The sequence below is a fragment of the Pseudomonas sp. LBUM1649 genome (assembly GCF_059716155.1).
The window spans coordinates 4,261,178-4,281,245 of record NZ_CP166807.1 but is presented as its reverse complement, the minus strand read 5'-3'; the positions used below and the strand labels follow the sequence as shown (position 1 = coordinate 4,281,245).

The 20,068-nt window shown below is 59.0% G+C and carries 16 protein-coding genes and 1 pseudogene; 11 read left to right on the top strand and 6 right to left on the bottom strand.

Features of this window, described 5'->3' with window-relative positions; translation table 11 throughout:
• Positions 1-67 precede the first annotated feature (67 nt).
• The 4 genes and pseudogenes from ACA058_RS19760 to ACA058_RS19745 all read left to right on the top strand — a co-directional run.
• Positions 68-1,291, top strand: a pseudogene (locus tag ACA058_RS19760) (nitrate- and nitrite sensing domain-containing protein); the annotation flags it as partial.
• Entirely contained in the window at positions 1,286-2,149 is an 864-nt protein-coding gene (locus ACA058_RS19755; RefSeq protein ID WP_497639969.1) for a methyl-accepting chemotaxis protein, read from the top strand. The pseudogene ACA058_RS19760 and the gene ACA058_RS19755, both read left to right, overlap by 6 nt.
• 200 nt (positions 2,150-2,349) lie before the next feature.
• Positions 2,350-3,807 (top strand): NAD-dependent succinate-semialdehyde dehydrogenase, encoded by a 1,458-nt coding sequence (locus ACA058_RS19750; RefSeq protein WP_497635530.1) that lies wholly within the window; start codon positions 2,350-2,352, stop codon positions 3,805-3,807.
• A 41-nt stretch (positions 3,808-3,848) separates the two neighbouring features.
• Positions 3,849-4,931, top strand: coding sequence for a tartrate dehydrogenase (locus ACA058_RS19745; protein WP_497635529.1), 1,083 nt, complete (start codon positions 3,849-3,851; stop codon positions 4,929-4,931).
• A gap of 227 nt (positions 4,932-5,158) precedes the next feature.
• Here the strand turns inward: ACA058_RS19745 and tatA are convergent, their stop codons facing one another.
• The 4 genes from tatA to ACA058_RS19725 form a co-directional block, all read right to left on the bottom strand.
• Positions 5,159-5,350: a twin-arginine translocase TatA/TatE family subunit gene (gene tatA, locus ACA058_RS19740; protein ID WP_497635528.1), complete on the bottom strand. Its 192-nt coding sequence runs from the start codon at positions 5,348-5,350 to the stop codon at positions 5,159-5,161.
• A gap of 88 nt (positions 5,351-5,438) precedes the next feature.
• Positions 5,439-6,146, bottom strand: coding sequence for a cupin domain-containing protein (locus ACA058_RS19735; RefSeq protein WP_497635527.1), 708 nt, complete (start codon positions 6,144-6,146; stop codon positions 5,439-5,441).
• Between the two features lie 57 nt (positions 6,147-6,203).
• Positions 6,204-7,061, bottom strand: a complete 858-nt coding sequence (locus ACA058_RS19730) for a GNAT family N-acetyltransferase (protein ID WP_497635526.1) — start codon at positions 7,059-7,061, stop codon at positions 6,204-6,206.
• A 201-nt stretch (positions 7,062-7,262) separates the two neighbouring features.
• Positions 7,263-8,189, bottom strand: a complete 927-nt coding sequence (locus ACA058_RS19725; protein WP_497635525.1) for a 2-hydroxyacid dehydrogenase — start codon at positions 8,187-8,189, stop codon at positions 7,263-7,265.
• 288 nt (positions 8,190-8,477) lie between these two features.
• Here ACA058_RS19725 and gabT point away from each other — a divergent pair, with 288 nt between their 5' ends.
• The 3 genes from gabT to ACA058_RS19710 all read left to right on the top strand — a co-directional run bounded on the left by gabT (position 8,478) and on the right by ACA058_RS19710 (position 11,053).
• Positions 8,478-9,770, top strand: coding sequence for a 4-aminobutyrate--2-oxoglutarate transaminase (gabT, locus tag ACA058_RS19720; RefSeq protein ID WP_497635524.1), 1,293 nt, complete (start codon positions 8,478-8,480; stop codon positions 9,768-9,770).
• 91 nt (positions 9,771-9,861) lie between these two features.
• A complete protein-coding gene (locus ACA058_RS19715; protein WP_497635523.1) occupies positions 9,862-10,518 on the top strand; it encodes an HAD family hydrolase in 657 nt (218 codons plus the stop codon).
• Between the two features lie 46 nt (positions 10,519-10,564).
• Entirely contained in the window at positions 10,565-11,053 is a 489-nt protein-coding gene (locus tag ACA058_RS19710; RefSeq protein WP_048393171.1) for an Lrp/AsnC family transcriptional regulator, read from the top strand.
• A 106-nt stretch (positions 11,054-11,159) separates the two neighbouring features.
• Here ACA058_RS19710 and ACA058_RS19705 read toward each other — a convergent pair whose 3' ends face one another.
• Complete coding sequence (locus ACA058_RS19705; protein ID WP_497635522.1) at positions 11,160-14,057, bottom strand: ATP-binding protein; 2,898 nt, start codon at positions 14,055-14,057, stop codon at positions 11,160-11,162.
• 337 nt (positions 14,058-14,394) lie between these two features.
• Between ACA058_RS19705 and mhpA the strand changes: the two genes are divergently transcribed.
• The gene (gene mhpA, locus ACA058_RS19700) at positions 14,395-16,053 is read left to right on the top strand and encodes a bifunctional 3-(3-hydroxy-phenyl)propionate/3-hydroxycinnamic acid hydroxylase MhpA (protein ID WP_497639968.1); all 1,659 of its coding nucleotides are present in this window, start codon (positions 14,395-14,397) and stop codon (positions 16,051-16,053) included.
• Positions 16,054-16,055: 2 nt separating this feature from the next.
• Positions 16,056-16,703, top strand: a complete 648-nt coding sequence (locus tag ACA058_RS19695) for a TetR/AcrR family transcriptional regulator (protein ID WP_497635521.1) — start codon at positions 16,056-16,058, stop codon at positions 16,701-16,703.
• A 4-nt stretch (positions 16,704-16,707) separates the two neighbouring features.
• Here ACA058_RS19695 and ACA058_RS19690 read toward each other — a convergent pair whose 3' ends face one another.
• Entirely contained in the window at positions 16,708-17,946 is a 1,239-nt protein-coding gene (locus ACA058_RS19690) for an NADH:flavin oxidoreductase/NADH oxidase family protein (RefSeq protein ID WP_497639967.1), read from the bottom strand.
• A 227-nt stretch (positions 17,947-18,173) separates the two neighbouring features.
• On the opposite strand from ACA058_RS19690, the gene ACA058_RS19685 reads away from it, so the two are divergent.
• Both ACA058_RS19685 and ACA058_RS19680 read left to right on the top strand, forming a co-directional pair.
• Positions 18,174-18,788, top strand: coding sequence for a TetR/AcrR family transcriptional regulator (locus ACA058_RS19685; protein ID WP_497635520.1), 615 nt, complete (start codon positions 18,174-18,176; stop codon positions 18,786-18,788).
• An 85-nt stretch (positions 18,789-18,873) separates the two neighbouring features.
• Complete coding sequence (locus ACA058_RS19680; protein ID WP_497635519.1) at positions 18,874-19,965, top strand: VOC family protein; 1,092 nt, start codon at positions 18,874-18,876, stop codon at positions 19,963-19,965.
• The last annotated feature ends 103 nt before the right edge of the window (positions 19,966-20,068 follow it).

Genomic DNA, 20,068 nt, shown 5'->3' with positions numbered 1-20,068 from the left:
TTCTGTTTGCCTACTGCAAACACTTGATCACTGCGATAGCCCCTCGCAACCCTTGCGGAGCCCCTCCATGAAAGTGCTTGAACGCCTGTCATTTTCTGGCAAGTTCGCCTTGCTCGGCTTGCTGGCCGTGACCCTGATTGCCACTCCAACCACCCTCTGCGTGCTTGATGCGTATCACGACAGCGACCAGACGAACCTGGAGCTGCGCGGCATACGGCCGGTGCAGGCGTTGCTCCAGTTGATCCACTTGACGCAGCAGCATCGCGATTTGTCCTCCGTCGTGCTGGGTAACAGTTTAGCCTTGGGCCAGGCGCGTCTGGACAAACAGGCCGAAGTGGCTAGCGCCGTCGAGGCAACCGAGCGCGTGCTACAGGAGGCCGAGGTCGGCCCCGACATCCTGACGGCCTGGCGGCAGGCGCAACAACAATGGCGCGAGCTGGCCGGCGAAGTTGCCCAGGCAACAGTCAAAGGTCCGCAGAGTCTGGCCCGACATAGCCAGTTGATCGCAGCCTTCCTGCTGATCGAGGATGCCCTGCTTGATCACTTCGAACTGTCACTGGATCCGGTGTTGGGGACTTACTCGCTGATGGCGGGTGCCCTGATCGAATTGCCGCAAGCCACCGAGTTGTTAAGTCAGTTGCGCGGTGCCGGCGGCCTGTATCTGGCACAAGGCCGGATCCTGCCCGAGCAACAAGGTGCGCTGCGTGGCTTGGCCACCCAGACGCTGGGCAGCGTTGACAAGACGGCTCGCGCCATGACCAAGGCGAGTGCCGCCGAACCGGAACTCAAGGCTCTGCTTGAAGCTCCGCTAACGGCACTAGGTCCGCAAATCCAGCAGGCGCTCGAACTCACCAGTGCTCGATTGGTGTCGGCTGTGGAAATGGACCTGGATTTCGCGCCCAGCGTTAGCCCGGCAGGAAATAACGAGCCTGCCGATGCCTTGTACGCGCTTAAGCTGAACTACCCGGTTGCCGACTATCTGACTGCTTACAACAAACCTCTTGACGCTTTGTATGCCCTTGGCCGTTCAGCGCTGACGGCGCTCGATGAAGCGCTCATAAAGCGTCGCGACAATGCCCGACAGAGCCTCATCGTGATGTCTGCAGGTTTGCTGGCGCTGCTGTTGGCGGGCGGCACCTTGGCCACCTTGATCGTGCTGCGTCTTCTTGAACAGTTGGCTATTGCCATGGCGGCAGCCGAGCGTATCGCCGAGGGTGACTTGACCCAACCATTGGATACCATGGGTACGGATGAAGCGGCGCGCCTGTTGCAGGCGCTTGAGCGCATGCAAATGAACCTGCGCAGTACAGTCAGTCAGATTTTGAGTTCCTCCGAGCGACTGGCCACGACGTCCGCTCAGTTAAGTTCAGTGACCGATGACGCCACCCGTGGTGTGCAAAGGCAGAGCGCTGAACTCGACCAGGCGTCCACTGCGGTCACAGAAATGAGGGGTGCGATCGAAGACGTGGCGCGTAATGCCGCCTTGGCCTCGCAGGTTTCCCAAGCAGCAGACCAGCATTCGCGTCAGGGTCAGGAGCGCGTCAGCCGTACAGTCGGTGCCATCGAGTCGTTGACCGAAGATATCGGGGATACCGCAAGCGCCCTGCAAACCCTGGCAGGCCAGATAGGAGACATCGGCTCGGTGTTGGATGTGATTCGCGGCATTGCCGAGCAAACGAATCTGCTCGCCTTGAATGCGGCGATCGAGGCGGCTCGCGCGGGCGAAAGCGGACGGGGGTTCGCCGTGGTGGCCGATGAGGTCCGGGCCTTGGCGCAACGAACCCAGGAGTCGACCAAACAGATTGAGACCATCATCGGCTCGGTGCAAAAAAGCAGTCACGGCACCCTGCGAGCCATGCAAAGCAGTAATGGTAAAACCCGAGAGACCCTGGAGGTCGCCCGTGCGGCCGGCGCGGCACTGAATGCCATCGTAGACGGCATCGCCCAGATCAATGAACGCAATCTGTGTATTGCAAGTGCCACTGAAGAACAATCCCATGTCGCCCGTGAGGTGGATCGCAATCTGCTCAATATCCGTGATGTTTCCCAACAGGCCTCGGCCGGGGCCAATCAGAGCCAGGCCTCTAGCCGAGAACTCGCGGGCTTGGCCAGCGAGCTCAATAGCATGGTCAGGCATTTTATCGTCTGATCGAAACTGCGCTTCATTCATGCCCGATAACTGGCTGTATCTCGGCACCGGGAACCGTGACGTTAGCCATCACAAACCAACAGTAGAGCCTGCTGTCGAATGCTGATTTTCAGCATTCAAGGCTGCCGGAGCGATGCTTTCAGCATCCTCGCCTGTGCCGACAAAATAGACTGAAGGCTGTCTCGGAACAGGACTCGACCATGCTCAAGAATCGCCTGAAAGACCCCAGCCTGCTGGTAGAACTCGCTTACATCGACGGTCAGTGGATCAGCGCCGACAACGCCGCCACCCTGGACGTCATCGACCCGGCCAGCGGCCAGTTGCTAGCCCGCGTACCCGCGATGCAAGGCAGCGAAACCCGACGCGCTATCGAAGCTGCCGAATGCGCCTGGCCCGCTTGGCGCGCACGCCCCGCAGCAGAACGGGCGGTTCTGCTGGAGCGCTGGTATCAGGCGATGATCGACAATCTCGACGACCTGGCGCTGATCATGACCTGCGAACAGGGCAAGCCGCTGAATGAAGCCAAGGGCGAGATCCGCTATGGCGCCAGTTTCGTCAAATGGTTCGCCGAAGAAGCCCGCCGGGTTTACGGCGAGACCATACCGGCACCCAGCGGCGACCGCCGCTTGCTCACGCTCAAGCAGCCGGTCGGGGTTTGCGCCGCGATCACCCCGTGGAACTTCCCCAACGCGATGATCACCCGTAAGTGCGCGCCAGCCCTGGCCGCCGGGTGCCCGGTCATCGTCAAACCCTCGGATCTGACTCCGCTGTCAGCCCTGGCTTTGGCGGTGCTCGCCGAGCGCGTCGGTATTCCGGCCGGCGTGTTTAACGTAGTGACCGGTATGCCCGCCGGCATCGGCGAAGAACTGACCGGCAACCCGACGGTGCGCAAGATCTCCTTCACCGGTTCCACCGCTGTCGGTCGGCTGCTGATGCGCCAGAGTGCCGAACACATCAAGCGCTTGAGCCTGGAACTGGGCGGTAACGCGCCGTTCATTGTGTTCGACGACGCTGATCTGGAACAGGCAGTGGCCGGCATCATGCTCAGCAAGTTCCGCAACGCCGGACAAACATGCGTATGCGCCAACCGGATTCTGGTGCAGGACGGGATCTACGAGCGCTTCGCCCAGCGCCTGGTGGAGGAGGTGGGCAAGCTCAAGGTTGGCAATGGCCTGGACGCCGACGTGACCATCGGCCCACTGATCAATGCGGCGGCGGTGAGCAAGGTCGCTCGACATATCGACGATGCTTTGAGTCAGGGCGCCCGTCTGCTCTGTGGTGGCATCCCCGAGGGCGACAGCCAGTTCGTCCAGCCGACAGTGCTCGGTGAGGCCCATGCCGGGATGTTGCTGGCCAACGAAGAAACCTTCGGCCCAGTTGCACCGCTGATGCGCTTTACCACTGAAGAAGAAGCGCTGGCCCTGGCCAATGCCACGCCTTATGGCTTGGGCGCCTATTTCTTCACCCAGGACTTGCGCCGTTCATGGCGATTCGGCGAGGCGCTGGAGTTTGGCATGATCGGTCTCAACACCGGGCTCATTTCCATGGAAGTCGCTCCATTCGGTGGTATCAAACAATCGGGTCTGGGCCGTGAAGGCAGCAAGTACGGCCTGGATGAATACCTTGAAGTCAAAGCTTTCCACATCGGTGGGCTGTGATCGGATCACCGTTTGAACAGGACATTGAGGAGCCACCATTGATGAGCAAACCATTCAGAATCGCCGCGATCGCCGGCGATGGTATCGGCAAGGAAGTCTTGCCTGAAGGGCTGCGGGTACTGGAGCAGGCCGCGAAGAAATGGCAACTGGATTTGAGCGTCGAAGTGCTCGACTGGGCACACTGCGATTATTACCTGGAACATGGGCAGATGATGCCCGCCGACTGGTTCGAACAACTCAAGGGCTTCGACGCGATTTACTTTGGCGCCGTGGGCTGGCCGGACAAAGTGCCGGATCACATTTCCCTGTGGGGTTCGCTGCTGAAGTTTCGCCGTGATTTCGACCAATATGTGAACATCCGTCCGGTGCGGCTTTTCCCCGGCGTGCCGTGTCCGCTGGCCGGACGCGAAGCGGGGGACATCGATTTTGTGGTGATCCGCGAAAATACCGAGGGCGAGTATTCCTCGGTCGGCGGCAAGATGTTCGAAGGCACCGAGCATGAGTTCGTGCTACAGGAGTCGGTGTTCACCCGGCGCGGCGTGGACCGGATTCTCAAGTTCGCCTTCGATCTGGCCCAGACCCGGCCGCGCAAACGTCTGACAGCGGCCACCAAGTCCAACGGTATTTCCATCAGCATGCCTTACTGGGACGAGCGCACGGCGCTAATGGCGCAGCAGTACCCGGAGGTCAGCTGGGACAAGCAACACATCGACATTTTATGTGCGCGCTTCGTGCTGCAGCCAGATCGTTTCGATGTGGTCGTGGCGTCGAATTTGTTCGGCGACATTCTGTCCGATCTGGGACCCGCCTGCGCCGGCACTATCGGCATCGCTCCTTCGGCCAACCTTGATCCAGAGCGCCGCTTCCCCTCGCTGTTCGAACCGGTCCATGGCTCGGCGCCGGATATCTATGGGCAGAACATCGCCAACCCGATTGCGATGATCTGGTCCGGTGCCTTGATGCTGGACTTCCTGGGCAATGGCGATGAGCGCTACCGTGCAGCCCATGACGGTATTCTCAAGGCCATCGAACAGGTCATTGCCGAAGGACCGATCACCCCTGATCTGGGTGGACAGGGCTCGACCCAGGATGTCGGAATGGCAATCGCCGCGGCGTTGAACTGAGCAAACACCAAGGCGGCTTGACCGCTCCATACATTCTTGTGTGTCACTCTATTAGCCCGTCTCACTGCGGGCTTTTTTTATCACGCACAAATACCCCTCTGACAGTCTTCGCTCAAGGTGATCTACCGGGCGCCGCGCGTGGAACCGCATCGAACGGCTCGTTCCCGTGTTGCGAAGCGCCAGCGAAGAGGGATCAAGGAATGTGAGGGAAGTTGAGTAGGCGGATGTTATTGATGGTTTTGGCGCGCTGCGTTGGGCTCATCAGTGACTGGCTTATCGTCGCCCATGGATTTACGCAATCCCCTGATCGTTTCGCCGAGATCCGACCCCAAGCCTTTCAAGCGCCTGGTTCCGAACAGCATGACCACGATCAACAGGATGATCAGGATTTTTCCGGTACTGAAGCCACCTAATCCCATTATCTGTACTCCGTAACAAATGATTGAACAATTGGGTGGTGGGGCCGGCGCAGGATAAATCCATCTGCCGGCGCTAACGCAATTCGAGTTATTTGACGACGTAGAATTTGCGCACATAAACGCTGCTCTTCCAGGCGCATGGCGCGCCTCGGGGCACGAATACCGTATCGCCAGTGTTGACCGTCAGATGGGTCCCGTCCGCCACCTGGAGGGTGACGCTGCCTTCGATCAGGTGCATCAGTTCATGCAGCATGTGTGGCCTCGCCCTGCGGGTATAGGGTGTCGAGTCCCAGACGCCGATGCGCAGGTTGGTCGCTTCTTCGACAAACACATTGTGCGAGCGGCATTGCGGTGCCGGGCTTAGCAGAATTTCTGCATCCGGTGCTGCGGAGGGAGAGAGCAAGGTTTGCTGGGGGAGAGGCGTTAGTCCGCGATTGCGCGCCTCAACGGGCTGGGTATCCGCGCAAAATGCCCAAAGAGAGTCGGGTTGCGCCTCGACCTGAATCGATGTCCCCCTGGCAATCACTGCGCTGTCACCGGGATTGAGTTGGAGCGTGCCATCCTGGCTCTGCAGGGTGACTTGTCCCGTGTGTACGACGATCATTTCGCTGTAGGGGTATTCATTGACGCTGAATTGTCCGCTCGCCTGGACCACGCCGGCAGCAATGTCATCCAGCCCGACATAAGCAATGTGCCTGTCGAAAGGATCATTGGCCCCCAACGAACCGCGGGTGAATTTTGTCAGAACGGGACTGCCGTCGGCGTGTGCCAACAGCACTGCAGTGGGCTCTAGCATGAAGGTGTATCTCCAGGGAAAATGCATTGTGTCGCGTTGGATGTAACCGTGGGGTTGTCAGCCGATGGCCTGAGTCACCAGAGCAAACTGGCGCACTCCGCCGATCGCCTGCGGTGGAGTTCCACGAGCCATTTGGGCAACTGTGTCGACCTGCTTCAGCCCAGCCTCTTCCAGCCAAGGGGCTAGTCCGCTGTCGGAGGGTATATCCATGCGGACGAATGCGTTCGGCACCTGGGCCAACAACACCGCGATCAAGTGCCTGGCCTGATCTGGATTTTCCGCGATGACCGGGCCGATGCAGCGACCACGGCCGAATGGACGCAGTACGGCGAAGGCGCGTAGCTGACCATCGCGCTCGATACCGACCGAATGTTCGACAATATCGAACAGATCGTTGAGTACGGCGTTTCTGTTCAGGCCGCTGCCGGCGTTGGCCAGTTCGATTTGATCGCTTCGATCGGCTTCGATCAGCGGGCGGCAGCGCTCACCGGCTGGCAGATCCTTTGGTAAAGGGGGCATTGCGTTGCCCTGATGTTGTTGGATATGGCCAAAGTCAACGAATCCCTGACTGGCATAAAGTGGGGCGCCGGCCAGCGTCGCATTGAGCATGGCGGAGCGCGATCCGCAAGCCTCAAGTGCCTGTTCCATCAGCTTGCGACCTATCCCTTGGCCCTGATACTCATCACTGACAATCACCAGGCCGATAGTGGCGTAATCTCCCTGCGGGCAGGTGAACGCGGTACCGATCAAGCGGCCTGCGTCTTCTACGACAAAACCCTGCGCGATACGCTGCAACATGGCCCAGTCTTCCAGGCGGTGGGGCCACTTCAACTGCACCGATAAGGCATGGGCTGATGCCACATCGGCAGAAGTCATGGGGCGATAGATATACGCAGGGCGTTGCGATTTGGACATGACAGATATCCGTAGACAAGGAGCGTGACCGGTCGGATTTCTCCGCCGAAAGTATTTGTATCTCACCTGCTGCCAGGCCTGACAAGAGACGAACATTGATTCGGCAGATTCTGTAAGCGACGGCTCTGCAGGCCACAGTAATTGCTCAAATGAGAAGCAGGATCGGCAGCAAATACCGGGTCGATTTTCAACACCCGATGCTTAATAACTTCGCTTGCGGTCAACCTGGCCAAGCATTGACTCACCGCGTTGATGGCGGCGGATATTCTCCAGCAACACGCTAAACGCACTTTCCGGTTGGGTCATCGCAGCAATATGCGGTGTCAGCAATATCTGCGGATGGTGCCAGAAGGGATGGTCCGGCGCTGCCGGCTCCTGTTCCAGTACGTCGAGTATCGCCGCGTTGAGCTGGCCGCTGGCCAAAGCCTCGAGCAGATCCTCTTCTATGAGGTGCCCACCCCTGCCCATGTTGACCAAGGCAGCGCCTTTGGGCAGGTGCTGGAACAACTCACGGTTGAGAATCCCTTTAGTCTGTTCGGTCAATGGCAAGACACAAACCACGATGTCGCATTGGCCGAGGAAGGCCGGAAGTTGCTCGTCACCCGCAAAGCAGTCCACCCCGACAATGCGATGCTCGCTGCGTGCCCAGCCCGACAAGGCGAAACCAAAGGTCTGCAAGGTGGCCAGAATCTGTTGAGCCTGCGTGCCGAGCCCCATGACACCTACCCGACGTCTGGCTGCCGGTTGCAGCAAGTGAGCCTGCCAGCACCGAGCCATTTGTTGCTGGCGATAACGGAGCATATCCCGGTGCAGGCTAAGCACCGCAAAACTGGCGTACTCGCACATGCCCCGGGTGATACTCGGGTCGAGTAAACGTACCACCGGCAGGGTCGTTGGCAGACGGTCAAGGTCAAGCTGGTCGACCCCGGCCGACAAGGCAAAGAGTACCTGCAGGTTTGGCAACAGTGTGTCGAGATCGTCCGGCGCCTGCCAGGCTGCCAGGTAGCGAATATCCTTCGGATCGCCGATGTCCGGCCAGGCACGCCATTCGATATCCGGAGCGTGCTCAGCGAATAGACGCTTCCATTGTTCGCCGCGTACCGGGTCAGCTTTATAGAGCAGGGCCATGGGTAACTTCTCGCATTGGATTGGGAAGTATCCAGCATGCCCGATTGGCAGAGCAGGATATGTCGAAAGAATCTGCGTAAACGCATAACGTTGCGTTGTATGGGGCGCATGTCGGCAGATTCCATGGGGGCCAGCAACAGCTGAAGGATTCTGCTGTTTACCGGGGTGAAAACAGTCGTTCCGGATTTCTCAAAGGCCAAGTTCGGCTTAGACAATTGCGTCGAAAGCTTAACCTGTGGAACACATCGCAGCCGCTTCCCGGTTGCCAGGTTCACTATGGGAGATGCCATGAACATTAAAGTCGAAGAAACCCCGAGTTTGCTCCGTCAGCGCGATCAGTTCGTGCCACGGGGTTTGGTCACGGCACACCCGCTGGTCATCGACCGGGCCCAGGGTGCTGAGGTGTGGGACGTGGACGGAACGCGCTATCTGGACTTCGTCGGCGGCATTGGCGTTTTGAACATCGGTCATAATCACCCGAAGGTGGTGGCGGCAGTGCAGGCCCAATTGCAAAAGATCAGCCATGCTTGCTTCCAGGTGGTGGCCTACAAGCCTTACATCGACCTGGTACAGCGTTTGTGCGAGTTGGTGGGTGGTCAAGAAGCCTACAAGGCGGCGCTGTTTACGTCCGGTGCGGAGGCTGTGGAGAACGCGGTGAAGATCGCCCGCGCACATACCAATCGTCCAGCCGTTATCTCCTTTCGTGGCGGCTTCCATGGGCGTACTTTGCTGGGCACGACGCTGACTGGCATGAGCCAACCCTACAAGCAGAACTTCGGGCCCTTCGCTCCCGAAGTCTTCCATACCCCATACCCTAACGCCTATCGCGGTTTCAGCAGCGAAATGGCGCTGCAAGCCCTGAACGAATTGCTGGCGACCCAAGTTGCTCCAGATCGAGTAGCTGCGATCATCATCGAGCCGGTGCAGGGCGACGGAGGTTTCCTTTGCGCGCCACCGGAGTTTCTCCAGGCGCTGCGGGCTCTGACCGAGCAACATGGCATCGTGCTCATTCTCGATGAAATTCAGACCGGTTTCGGCCGTACCGGCAAATGGTTCGGTTTTCAGCACGCCGGGATTCAGCCGGATCTGGTCACTGTCGCGAAGAGTCTTGCGGGTGGTTTGCCAATATCGGGCGTGGTGGGGCGTGCGCACATCATGGACGCGCCATTACCCGGTGGTCTCGGCGGTACCTACGGCGGTAACGCCCTGGCTTGTGCGGCCGCATTGGCGGTGATCGAAACCTACGAACAAGATCAGTTGCTCGAGCGTGGCGAGGTATTGGGTGAGCGGCTGCGTCAGGGCCTTCTGCGCTTACAGGCGCGTCATCCTCGTATTGGTGACGTGCGTGGCACCGGCTTCATGCTGGCAATCGAATTGATCAAAGACGATGAGGCCCGCAGCCCCGATGCAGAACTCACCCAACAACTGATCGATCAGGCCAGGGTTGGCGGGCTGTTGGTGATCAAATGCGGGGTGTACCGGAATGTGCTGCGCTTCCTTGCCCCACTGGTAGCGCAAGAGGATCAGATCGACGAAGCGCTGACAATTCTTGAAGCGGCATTGTTACGAGTGTTGGATTAATCTCAGGTCTCGGTTGGCGCAATGTAGCAATGCGCCGACCGAGGGCATTTAGAGCACATGGATTGATGAATGCATCATGGGAGGCTAAACCATGTATCTGACTGATTATCGTGCACTGCTGATCGATTGCGACGAGGTCCTGGTCGATCGGGATTCCGGTATCTGGACGGCCCTGCAACCTTTGCTCGAAAACCACACGGGCAAGGCAGGCAGGGAAGAGGTATTGGCTGAGTTTGACGAGGCGGTGCGCACGCTCTATCCACGTTTTGCCGAGTTGGGTTTCAGTGGCTTATTGTGCTTTGCCCATCGTCAGCTGGCAGAGCGTTTTGGGCTCCAGGCCAGTTGGGAAGAGGGCATGAGTTTTGCCCGTTCGGCATCCAACTGGTCACTGTTCGAAGATGCGCCCGGTGCCATGTTGTATCTGCGTAAATTCTATCGGTTGCTGGTGTACTGCGATCGTGATGCCGAGGATCGCGAACAGCTCTGCGAACGGTTGGGGATTATGCCCGAAGACCTCTATTCCCGAATCAGCAATCCATTGGAGGACAGCGAATGGTTGCTGGCCAACAACCTTAAGCCCCAAAATATTCTGCAGGTTTCCAGACCTCCTGCGCAGCCGCCGAAAGCGGCTGGCTTGTGCCTGATCCGCCGTGGCCAAGAGAGTTATACTAAGGAGTATTCGGCAGATTTTTACATCACTAGCATGGCGGATCTGGTCACTCAGCATCAGCTATCTTTGCGACGTTGAGTTTGTTAAAACCACTGCCTAACTGAACGGTAACCAAGAGGATGCGATGGAAGGTTTAATTAAACTAGACCGAATTGATATTAGTATCCTGGTTGAACTTCAAAAAGACGGCCGAATGACCAACGTCAGTCTAGCCGATGCGGTGGGGCTGTCGTCCAGCCCATGCTTGCAACGGGTCAAGCGGCTTGAGTCGGCGGGTTATATTTCCGGATATAGAGCCCATCTCAATCTTGCCAAGATCACTGACTCGGTCACGGTATTCACGGAGATCACGCTCAGCGACCACAAGCGGGAGGACTTCGCCAAATTCGAGTCTAATATCCGCTTGGTCGACGAGGTGCTCGAATGCCACTTGATCAGCGGCGGCTACGATTATCTGGTGCGTTTCATGACCTGCAGCATCCAGCATTATCAGGAAGTGATGGAAGGCCTGCTGGACAAGAACATCGGTATTTCAAAGTACTTCAGTTACATCGTCATCAAATCGCCCGTACTGAAAGATGGGGTCCCGCTACGCAGGTTACTGCGTCACTGAGTGAAAAAATAAAGTGGCTATTGCCTCGGGGGCAGGCGGCCATGAATGCAGGTGAGATAAAAAGGTGCCCTCCATTGCGCATGGAGGGTGAGCCCTTCACATCACATCATGTCGCCTTTGCATCCTGAATCAGCGACCGCGCACGTTTTACCGTTTCAGTCCCATGCGTTTCGGGCAATTGGTCAATCAGCGTCAGCAATGTCTGGTGGTCCTCGGATGTAGCGTCATGGTGCTCGCACAGTTCGACCAGCGCTTGCAGTTCCAGCCACGGTGCATCCTGGGCGCGAGCTTCTTCAACCGCGCGCCGCACCGCGGCGATGCCGGCGTCGGGCCGCCCCTGTGCTTGCGAGATCGCTGCCTCCAGCAGCAATAGCTGCGGCAGGTAGACGCGCTCGCCCAGTTCCTCGCCCACCCGAAATGCTTCCTGCAGCTCGACTTGCGCTGCGTTGCAATCACCTGCGAGCAGCAACGCCTCGGTGGCGTAGCCGAGTACCTCGCTGGCACCGGAGCGCATTCCAAGCCCGGTGTGTTCTTCATAGGCCTCACGGATGCGAAGGTAGCCATCGCGCGACGCACCGTTGCGCGCGTCGGCCCAGCCGCGCCACCAGCGGCAAGCCGTCCGCCCGAGTGCGAGCGAATATTCATCGACCAGCGCCTGCATGTCGTCAGCCAGCGCGGCTACACGCCGAGGGTTCCCCAGCCGTACCTCGATCAGCACCTCCTGCCAGGCGGCGACCAGCCCGGTCATGGGTTGACGCAACGCCTGCGCGCGTGTCCGCGCCTGCTGCATGTGGGCTCGGGCTTGCTCAACCAGACCAGAACGCACGAGTTCTATAGCCAGCATGCCGTGCAGCGTAACCTGAGGATCAGCCGCAAAAATCTCGTTCGTCCCGATGTCCAGCGGCTCAGCGATCGCAAGGGCGCGTTCGAGCCAGCGGCGAGTCGTTTTCGTGCGTCCCTGGAGGTGATGCACCTCGCCCTGGACGATGCACGCCGCCAGCATGAGCTCTTGATCATTTGCATCTAAGGAGAGGGCTTCAGCATGCTTCGCCACCTCAAGCGCCAACGCATAGTCGCCGCGCAGCCCTAGCAGATAGCCGAATCCGTGCAGCAGGCGACCACGCATGGGGTGCTCGGGTACATCCGCCAGCAGCCTGTATGCACGTTCGAAGGCGCTACTGGCTTCGCTGCCGACACCGAACATGTGGAATGCCGAAACTCCCTGCAGCGTAGCCAGGGTAATTTCGAGGGAGTTGCGCTCCGTCCCTTCGGGTGTCTGCATGAGCAAGACCAAGGCGCGCTCAGTGAGGCCAATGCACAAGTCCGGGCTGAAGTGCAGTAGCGCGGCTTCTGCGGCCTCGGCGTAGTAGCGCAGCGCGATCATCGGCAGCCGGGCACGGTCGAAGTGCATCGCCAGCTCCGAGGCAGCAACCGGCACGCCGGTGGTGCGCTCGCGTTCGAGGGCACCGCCGACCTGGCGATGAAGATGAGTGCGCAATGAACGTGGCGTGCGTTCATACAGCACCTGGCGAAAGAGCGCATGCCGGAACGAGTAGGGTTGCTCTACCGTGTCTTCAACCTTGGTGGCCCGGGACTGTGTGAGCCAGACCTGCTCGCGCATCAGCTCCTCACAAGAGCTGGTGACCGAAGAGAAGTCGCATTCGAGGGCCAGCGCAACCGTCTCAACCCGGAATTCGACCCCGCACACTGCTGCTGCCGAGAGGAGGGTACGTTGCTCCGGACCCAGCCTGGCGATGTAGTGATCAATGATGGCGGCGAGGTTTTCGGGGACCGCCAGATCCGCAAGCCGAGCCTCGATGGTGGCTTTGTCGTCCTTCGGGTCCATCACTTCACTGGTGATGGACGAAACGAACAAGGGCACACCGTCGGTCCGCTCGTGCAGGGCGCGCACGAAGGCTTCATCGCGTGCCAGCGAGACTGAACGCAGCGCAACATAGGCGGCGACCTCGGTTTCCGAAAAGGGGTCGAGCACCACTTCCTCGCACAAACGCTGCAGGCGCAGTTCATGGCGCAACGAGTTGAGCGGATGCTCGAGTGCTACAACCTCGGCAAGGCGGAAGCTCGACAACCACATAAGCCGCGCGCGGCCACGTCGCCGCGCCACATAGTCGATAAGCTGAACCGTAGCCCGATCGCTCCAATGCAGGTCTTCGGTCACCAGCATTAGCGGGCGCTGCTCTGTGTATTGGTCCAGTAATTCACCCATTTCCCTTAGCATGCGATCCGGGCCGACGCCGGCAAGCTCGCGCCGCAATACGTCTTTCTCCTGCGTGGTACTCAGCCACGGGAGTTGCAGCAGCCAGGTCGGTGCCACTGCGCGCATCAGCGCCGGCAGGGTGGGGTCGCTGCGGCACAGATCGGCTAACGCCTCCAGCACCGGCAGATACGGTTCGCCGGCGCCGTAGTGCTCCACGCAATGGCCGCGAGCGCAGGCGATATCGCCAAGGTTCGCGAGGAAATATTCGATCAGCGTCGTCTTGCCAATCCCCGGCTCTCCGGCGAGCCAGACCACTGCGCGCTGTCCGCCATACGCCCGCTCCCAGGCCCGTTGCAGCCTGGAGACCTCCTCGGTGCGGCCGATGAATGACGATGACGGATGCGTGCCGGCCGCTGTAACCGTAGCGGGTGCAGGCGGTATCGAAAGTGCGCAGGAGGGTGGGGCGATGAAGCGATACCCACGCCGCGACACAGTCTCGATGAAGCGAGGCTGCCTGGGGTCGTCGCCCAGCACCTTGCGCAGATCGCTGATGGCCGTTTTCAGGACCGAATCGCTGACGAACCGATGCCCCCACACGGCATCAAGCAAGGCATCCTTGGTCACCAGCGAGCCTGGCTGGCGTGCCAGCACACATAACAACATGAAGGGCGTCGGCGCCAACGCCACCGCTTGCCCATTACGCGACAAACAGGCGTTGGTCTCGTCGAGCTCGAACTCGACAAAGCGGAGCAAGATTGGGTTTGGATGGGGTTGCGGACGTGCCACTGTTGATTCCTGAAGACTAAAACATGGTGTGCGCCGCGAAGCTTCACATGGGGTTCGATACTAAACCGATGTACCCGGCTTCCTGGGCCAGTGCTCCCATGACAACGCTGATCGGCACAGAAGCCAAGCGTCGCCGGTCGGAAAAAGGCACGCGCGCAAACTTGGTTCACGCCGCGCATTTCGGCTCGTCCCTTGGCCCCAGCGCGGCTTGACCATGATCCCAAAAAACAATGACAAAAACATCAATATTGAAATATTCCTCAATTTTGCATACCTTTCACCTTGCCTGACGATGAGACCTCGCGTCTCACGACTTCAATCACAACAAGGGCTCGAGATGAACAACAACAAGAAAGCTTCCGTATTGCCTCCCGCTGCCGTCGACGTGCTGGTCATCGGTTACGGTCCGGTAGGTGCGACAATCGCGGCGCTGCTCGGCCGCTATGGGATAACGACCCTGGTACTGGACAAGGTCCATGAGATCCTGTTGATGCCTCGTGCCATTGCTCTGGACAACGAGGCGCTGCGTATCCTGCAACTCGCCGGGTTGTCGGAAGACGCGTTCGAGAAGATCGTTATCCCTGAAGTGAAGATGCACTCCCCGGTGCTCGGGCAATTTGGTCGAGCCAATACTGAGGGGTGTATCGACGGCCATCCCAAGCTGGTGACGTTCTATCAACCCGACCTCGAGCGAGCGATGCGCGGCCAGGTTTCCCGGCTCAAGTCCGTAACCAGCCTGGGTGGCTTTGAGCTTGAGAGCCTGGTCGAGGTGTCGGATGGCGTCTTCGCTTCCGTACGGGATGAAGATGGGCAGTCGCATTCCGTTCGCGCCCAGTACCTGATCGGTGCGGATGGCGCAAGCTCCAGGGTCAGGGCGCTGATTGGCCAGGAGTTCGAAGGGCAGACCTATGCGGAGGATTGGCTGATTGTCGATGTCAAGAACCGGCACAAGACAGCGATTGATCACGTTGAGTTTCTCTGTAATCCGCGCCGCCCGACGCCGCACATGCCTGCACCCGGCGGCAGGGAACGCTGGGAGTTCATGCTGCAGCCCGGCGAATCCCGGGAAGAGCTGGAAAGCCCGGAAAGCATAGCCCGACTGATCTCGCCATGGATCAACCCGCAAGAGCTGGAAATCGAGCGCAAGGCGGTGTATCGATTCCACGCTCGCTGCTGCAACAAATTCAGCCAGGGGCGCGTTTTTCTCGCCGGCGACGCCGCGCACATCACGCCCCCTTTTGTCGGGCAAGGTCTCGTCGCGGGACTTCGGGATGGCGCCAACCTTGCCTGGAAACTGGCTTGGGTCCTTCGCGGCCATGCCGCGCCTGCAATACTCGATACCTATGACGTAGAGCGCCGCCCCCATGCTCAGGCGATGATCAATCTGGCGAAACTCATGGGGCGCCTGGTGATGCCCAAGAACAAGATCGCCGCATTCTTTATCCACGGCCTGATGCGTACGCTGGCGTTGACTCCCGCTACCAGGAGGTACTTCGAACAGTTGGACATCAAGCCGAAGAACACCTTCAAAAAAGGCCTGTTCGTACAGAATCGCCGGGGCGACAAGCTGGTACGTGGCAGCCTGTTTCCCCAGGCCTGGATTCGCAACCTGCAAAAGCAGATCAAACTGAGCGACGATGCACTTGGAGATAACCTGACCCTGGTTGGATTCGGTGTTGACCCGTTGTCACTGCTTACCCCTGATCAGATCGTTTCCTGGGAAAAAATGGGCGGCCACTTTTTAGAGGTCAGAGCACGTGGCCAACGCTCCGGCGGCAGCTGTGACTTCATCGAAGACATGAACCATGAGATCCTGCCCATGGCTGCTAAAGGTACGCTCGTCGCGGTTCGCCCCGACCGTATCATCATGCACCACGCCCCTGGCGCAGAGGCAGGAAGCCTCCTTCGAGACTGCAGGGACTTGCTGGTCAGCGAAGACGCCACGCCAAACAGCGTTTCCGTTACCATCAACGAGCCCATTAAATTACGAGCTTGATAATGCATTCTCCCACTCTTCCTTCAGAAGCTGATGCGCCGGAACCTCTCACGAGAGGTCACAAGAAGCGTGAGCGCACCCGTCGCGGCCTGGTGGACGCGGCATTGCGTCTTATCGCACGTAAGGAAGTGGGGGAGATCGCACTGCTCGAGGTGGCTGCGGAAGCAGCGGTATCCAACGGCACCATCTACAACTATTTTCGAACTCGCGACGAAGTACTGGAGGCGGTGGGCATCGCCATGGCCGCCGAGTTCTCCGATGCCATTTCCGCCATGAGCAGGGACGTGCACTGCGGCGCACAGCGGCTTTCGATCGGGGTGCGCATGTTTGTGTGCCGGGCCGCTGCCGACCACCAATGGGCGAATGCGCTGCTGCGCATCATCCATTTCGACCAGGCAATGCGCTCGCGTCTGGCTGACCATGTACAGGGCGATCTGCGTGAAGGACTGCGTGCGGGCACGCTTGCTTACGAGGACGAAGGGGTCGCCCTGGATATTGTCTTGTCGTGCACAACCGGAGCAATGCGCTCGGTTGTCGAGGGGCGGGCAGTGGCGGAGCACGATCTGCGGGTCGCCGAAATGGTTCTCCAGGCTCTGGGCGTCACACCTGCCAGAGCCAGGAAAATCGCCAGCAAGCCGCTACCGGCCTGAACCTCTACCTGGCTTGATCAATCCATTGCCGATAGCTCTTCGCCTGGCGACGAGCTTTCAGTTGATTGCCGATCAATGCCATGAGTGGCGAAGTCCCGGGGTTTGTCCGTTTCCCTTGACTCAGCAAGCCGAGCTGCTTCTTGATCACCGATGCCAATGCCAGCGATGCCAGCGTCTTGTTCTTCCAGCGGACGACGATGGGCTCCACCTTGATGTCCCGGCCTGCCATCCACTGTTTCGGCAGGGCTGGCTCGATTGCCAGCGCAGTGGCAAGGCCGACCATCGACACCGAGCCGCTCACCACTCGCTCCGCGACCTCCTTTCTACGTACGCCGCCGGTGACCATCAGCGGCATGCGCGCTATTTCTCCTATTTTCTCCGCGAAATCAAGAAAATAGGCCTCTCGAGCCAGGCTGCTGCCATCGCGGGTCTGTCCCTGCATGGCCGGACTTTCGTAGCTGCCACCCGACAACTCGACCAGGTCGACCGCCTTGGCGTTAAGCATTTTCACCACGCGAGCCGCATCCTTGGCGTCAAAACCGCCGCGCTGGAAGTCCGCGGAATTGAGCTTCACCGCGACGCAAAAGGTCGGTGCCACTTGCTGACGTATTGCGTCGATGGTTTGCAGGAGAATTTGTGCACGATTTTCCAGACTGCCGCCCCAGCGGTCGTTACGCTGGTTGGTCAAGGGCGACAGGAATTGGCTGAACAGGTAGCCATGCGCGGCATGAATCTCCACGCCGGTGAATCCGGCGCGCTCGGCCAGCACCGCCGCTTGGGTATAACGCCCGATCAGCTCTTCGATCTCCTGCTCCTCCAAAGCCCTGGGCGGCACAAAAGCTTTTGAAAGTCCGGGGATATCGACCGCAACGGCGGAGGGGCCTCTTGCCGGCTGTCCCATTGAAGCCAATAGCTGCCGTCCGGGATGATTGATCTGCATCCAGGCCTGCGCCCCACGACTTCGGCAAGCATCGGCCCATAGCTTGAATTTACCCAGGTTCCGATCGTCCTCAAGCACTACGCCAGCGGGTCCGGTCAAGGCGTGGCGGTCAACCATGACGTTGCCAGTGATGATCAGGCCGGCACCACCCTCCGCCCAGCGCTGGTAGAGCTTAACCAGCGCTTCCCCCGGAGCGTGTTCCTGATTGGCAAGGTTCTCCTCCATGGCAGCCTTGGCGATTCGGTTTGGAATCACCGTGCCGTTGGGCAATCGAAGCGGTTTGAAGAGATTTGAGCCGGTCATGTTCTGTCCTTCAGCTGATAAAAGTCGGCCAACATAATTGAACACGCGTGTTCAATTGTGTCAATGTGCAGTGCTTTTATTGATTCGGCGACCTCGATCCAGGCATCAGGATTATTAGGTTTCAGGCCGGTTTCAGACAGAAGAACCAACAGGCCATAAAAATATGGTTGACGCGGAATGAACACGAGTGTTCAATCGGTTCATAAGGTAATCCTGGAGAGAGAACCGTGGAATCCCTGAATCCAACACAGCGCCGCATTCATCAAGCTGCCTTTCGCCTATTCGCCGAGAGAGGCACCTCACAAGTGAACATCCTTGACCTCGCGCAAGAGGCTGGCGTAGCGCGCGGAACGGTTTATAGCAACATCGACAGCATGGAAAGCCTGTTCGAGGCGGTCGCCAGCCATCTCGCGAAGGAGATGCATGAGCGCGTCAACAAGAGCTTCAATTCCCTCTCTGATCCGGCTCAGCGCCTGGCCAATGGCATTCGATTGTTCATTCGTCGAGCGCACGAGGATTCCCAGTGGGGCGCATTCATCCATAAATTCGCCATGAGTAATTCTTCGTTGCGCGAAATATTTAGCAGCCAGGCGACCAAGGATCTTCTGAGCGGGCTTTCCATTGGACGGTACACGTTTGCGCAGGAGCAATTGCTCTCGGTACTGACCTTGATATCGAGCAGCACCCTGGGCTCGATTTTCCTGGTACTGGAAGGTCATAAAACGTGGCGCGAATCGGGCTCCGACACCGCCGAGCTGGTACTGCGCGCATTAGGTGTGCCGTCAGAGGAGGCTCGTGCGTTGGCGACCAAAGAGTTGCCGGCACTTCCAGCTCTCGACTGAGCCCGTAACTGACTTGATTGGCTAAACCCCTTATTTTTCATGGGTTTGGGACAGTTTTGCCCTAAAAAACCGGAAAACAACAACAATGAACAACAAAATCGAATTGCACCGGTTGGCCACGCCACAACCCGCCCGGCATCCGCAGCCGACGGTAAAGGCCCAGGATCTGACTCACCTGATCTTTCAACGGCCGGACTTGAACGAGGCGGCGCGTTTCCTGAGCGACTTCGGTCTGACGGTAAGACGGCAGGACGCCGAAACGCTCTATCTACGAGCCACCGATGCCACTTCATATTGTTACCGTGTCCATCGTGCAGAACAGGCACGTTTTATCGGGTTCGGCCTGGCAGTCCGATCTCTCAAAGATCTGGAAAAACTCTCTCGAATCCCAGGTGCGTCATCGGTAGAGAAGTCGGAACATCCTGGCGAAGGGTATTACGTCAGACTGACCGATCCTTCCGGTTTCGTTGTGGAAGCCGTTTTTGACCAGACACCAGGCAAGACGCTGGCACACAGAGCTCCTCTGCACTGGAATCTGGCGCAGGAGCAACCGCGAATCAACACCACGCAGCGCCCGCCGATTGCTCCCCCTGAAGTGCTCAGGCTAGGCCATATCGTGATCGAAGTGGCCGACTACCAGGCGACCTGTGCCTGGTATACGCAGCACTTCGGGTTTATTCCCAGTGATGTGCAGGTACTCCCCGACGGCACGCCTATCGTCACTTTCATGCGCCTGGATCTCGGTGACATTCCCGCGGCTCACCATACGCTCGCGATTGCACAAGGGTTCATGGCGACCTATAGCCACAGCGCCTATGAGGTCGTCGATGCAGACGCCGTGGGGATGGGGCAGCGCGTCCTGCGCGAGCGCGGTTGGGAGCACTCATGGGGCATCGGCCGGCACATCCTGGGCAGTCAGATCTTCGATTACTGGCAAGACCCTTGGGGCGACAAGCACGAGCATTACTGCGACGGGGATGTCTTCACGGCCGCTCGACCTATGGGCATTCATCCGGTGAGTCCCGAGGCAATGGCCCAGTGGGGGCAGCGCATGCCCAAGAGTTTTACCAAACCCAAGATGAGCCTGGCCAATCTGATTCTGCTGGTTCGCAACCTGCGGCGCAGCCCGGACCTGACCTTTCGCAAGCTGATAACACTCATGCGGATGTTCGGGTAGAGCTGCCGCCATGTCGGACAACTCAAACCGGTTTGGCCGGCGGGACGTGCTTAAAGCCGGCGCTGTGATTGCTGGCAGTGCGTGGGTCTACACCCTTGCCAGC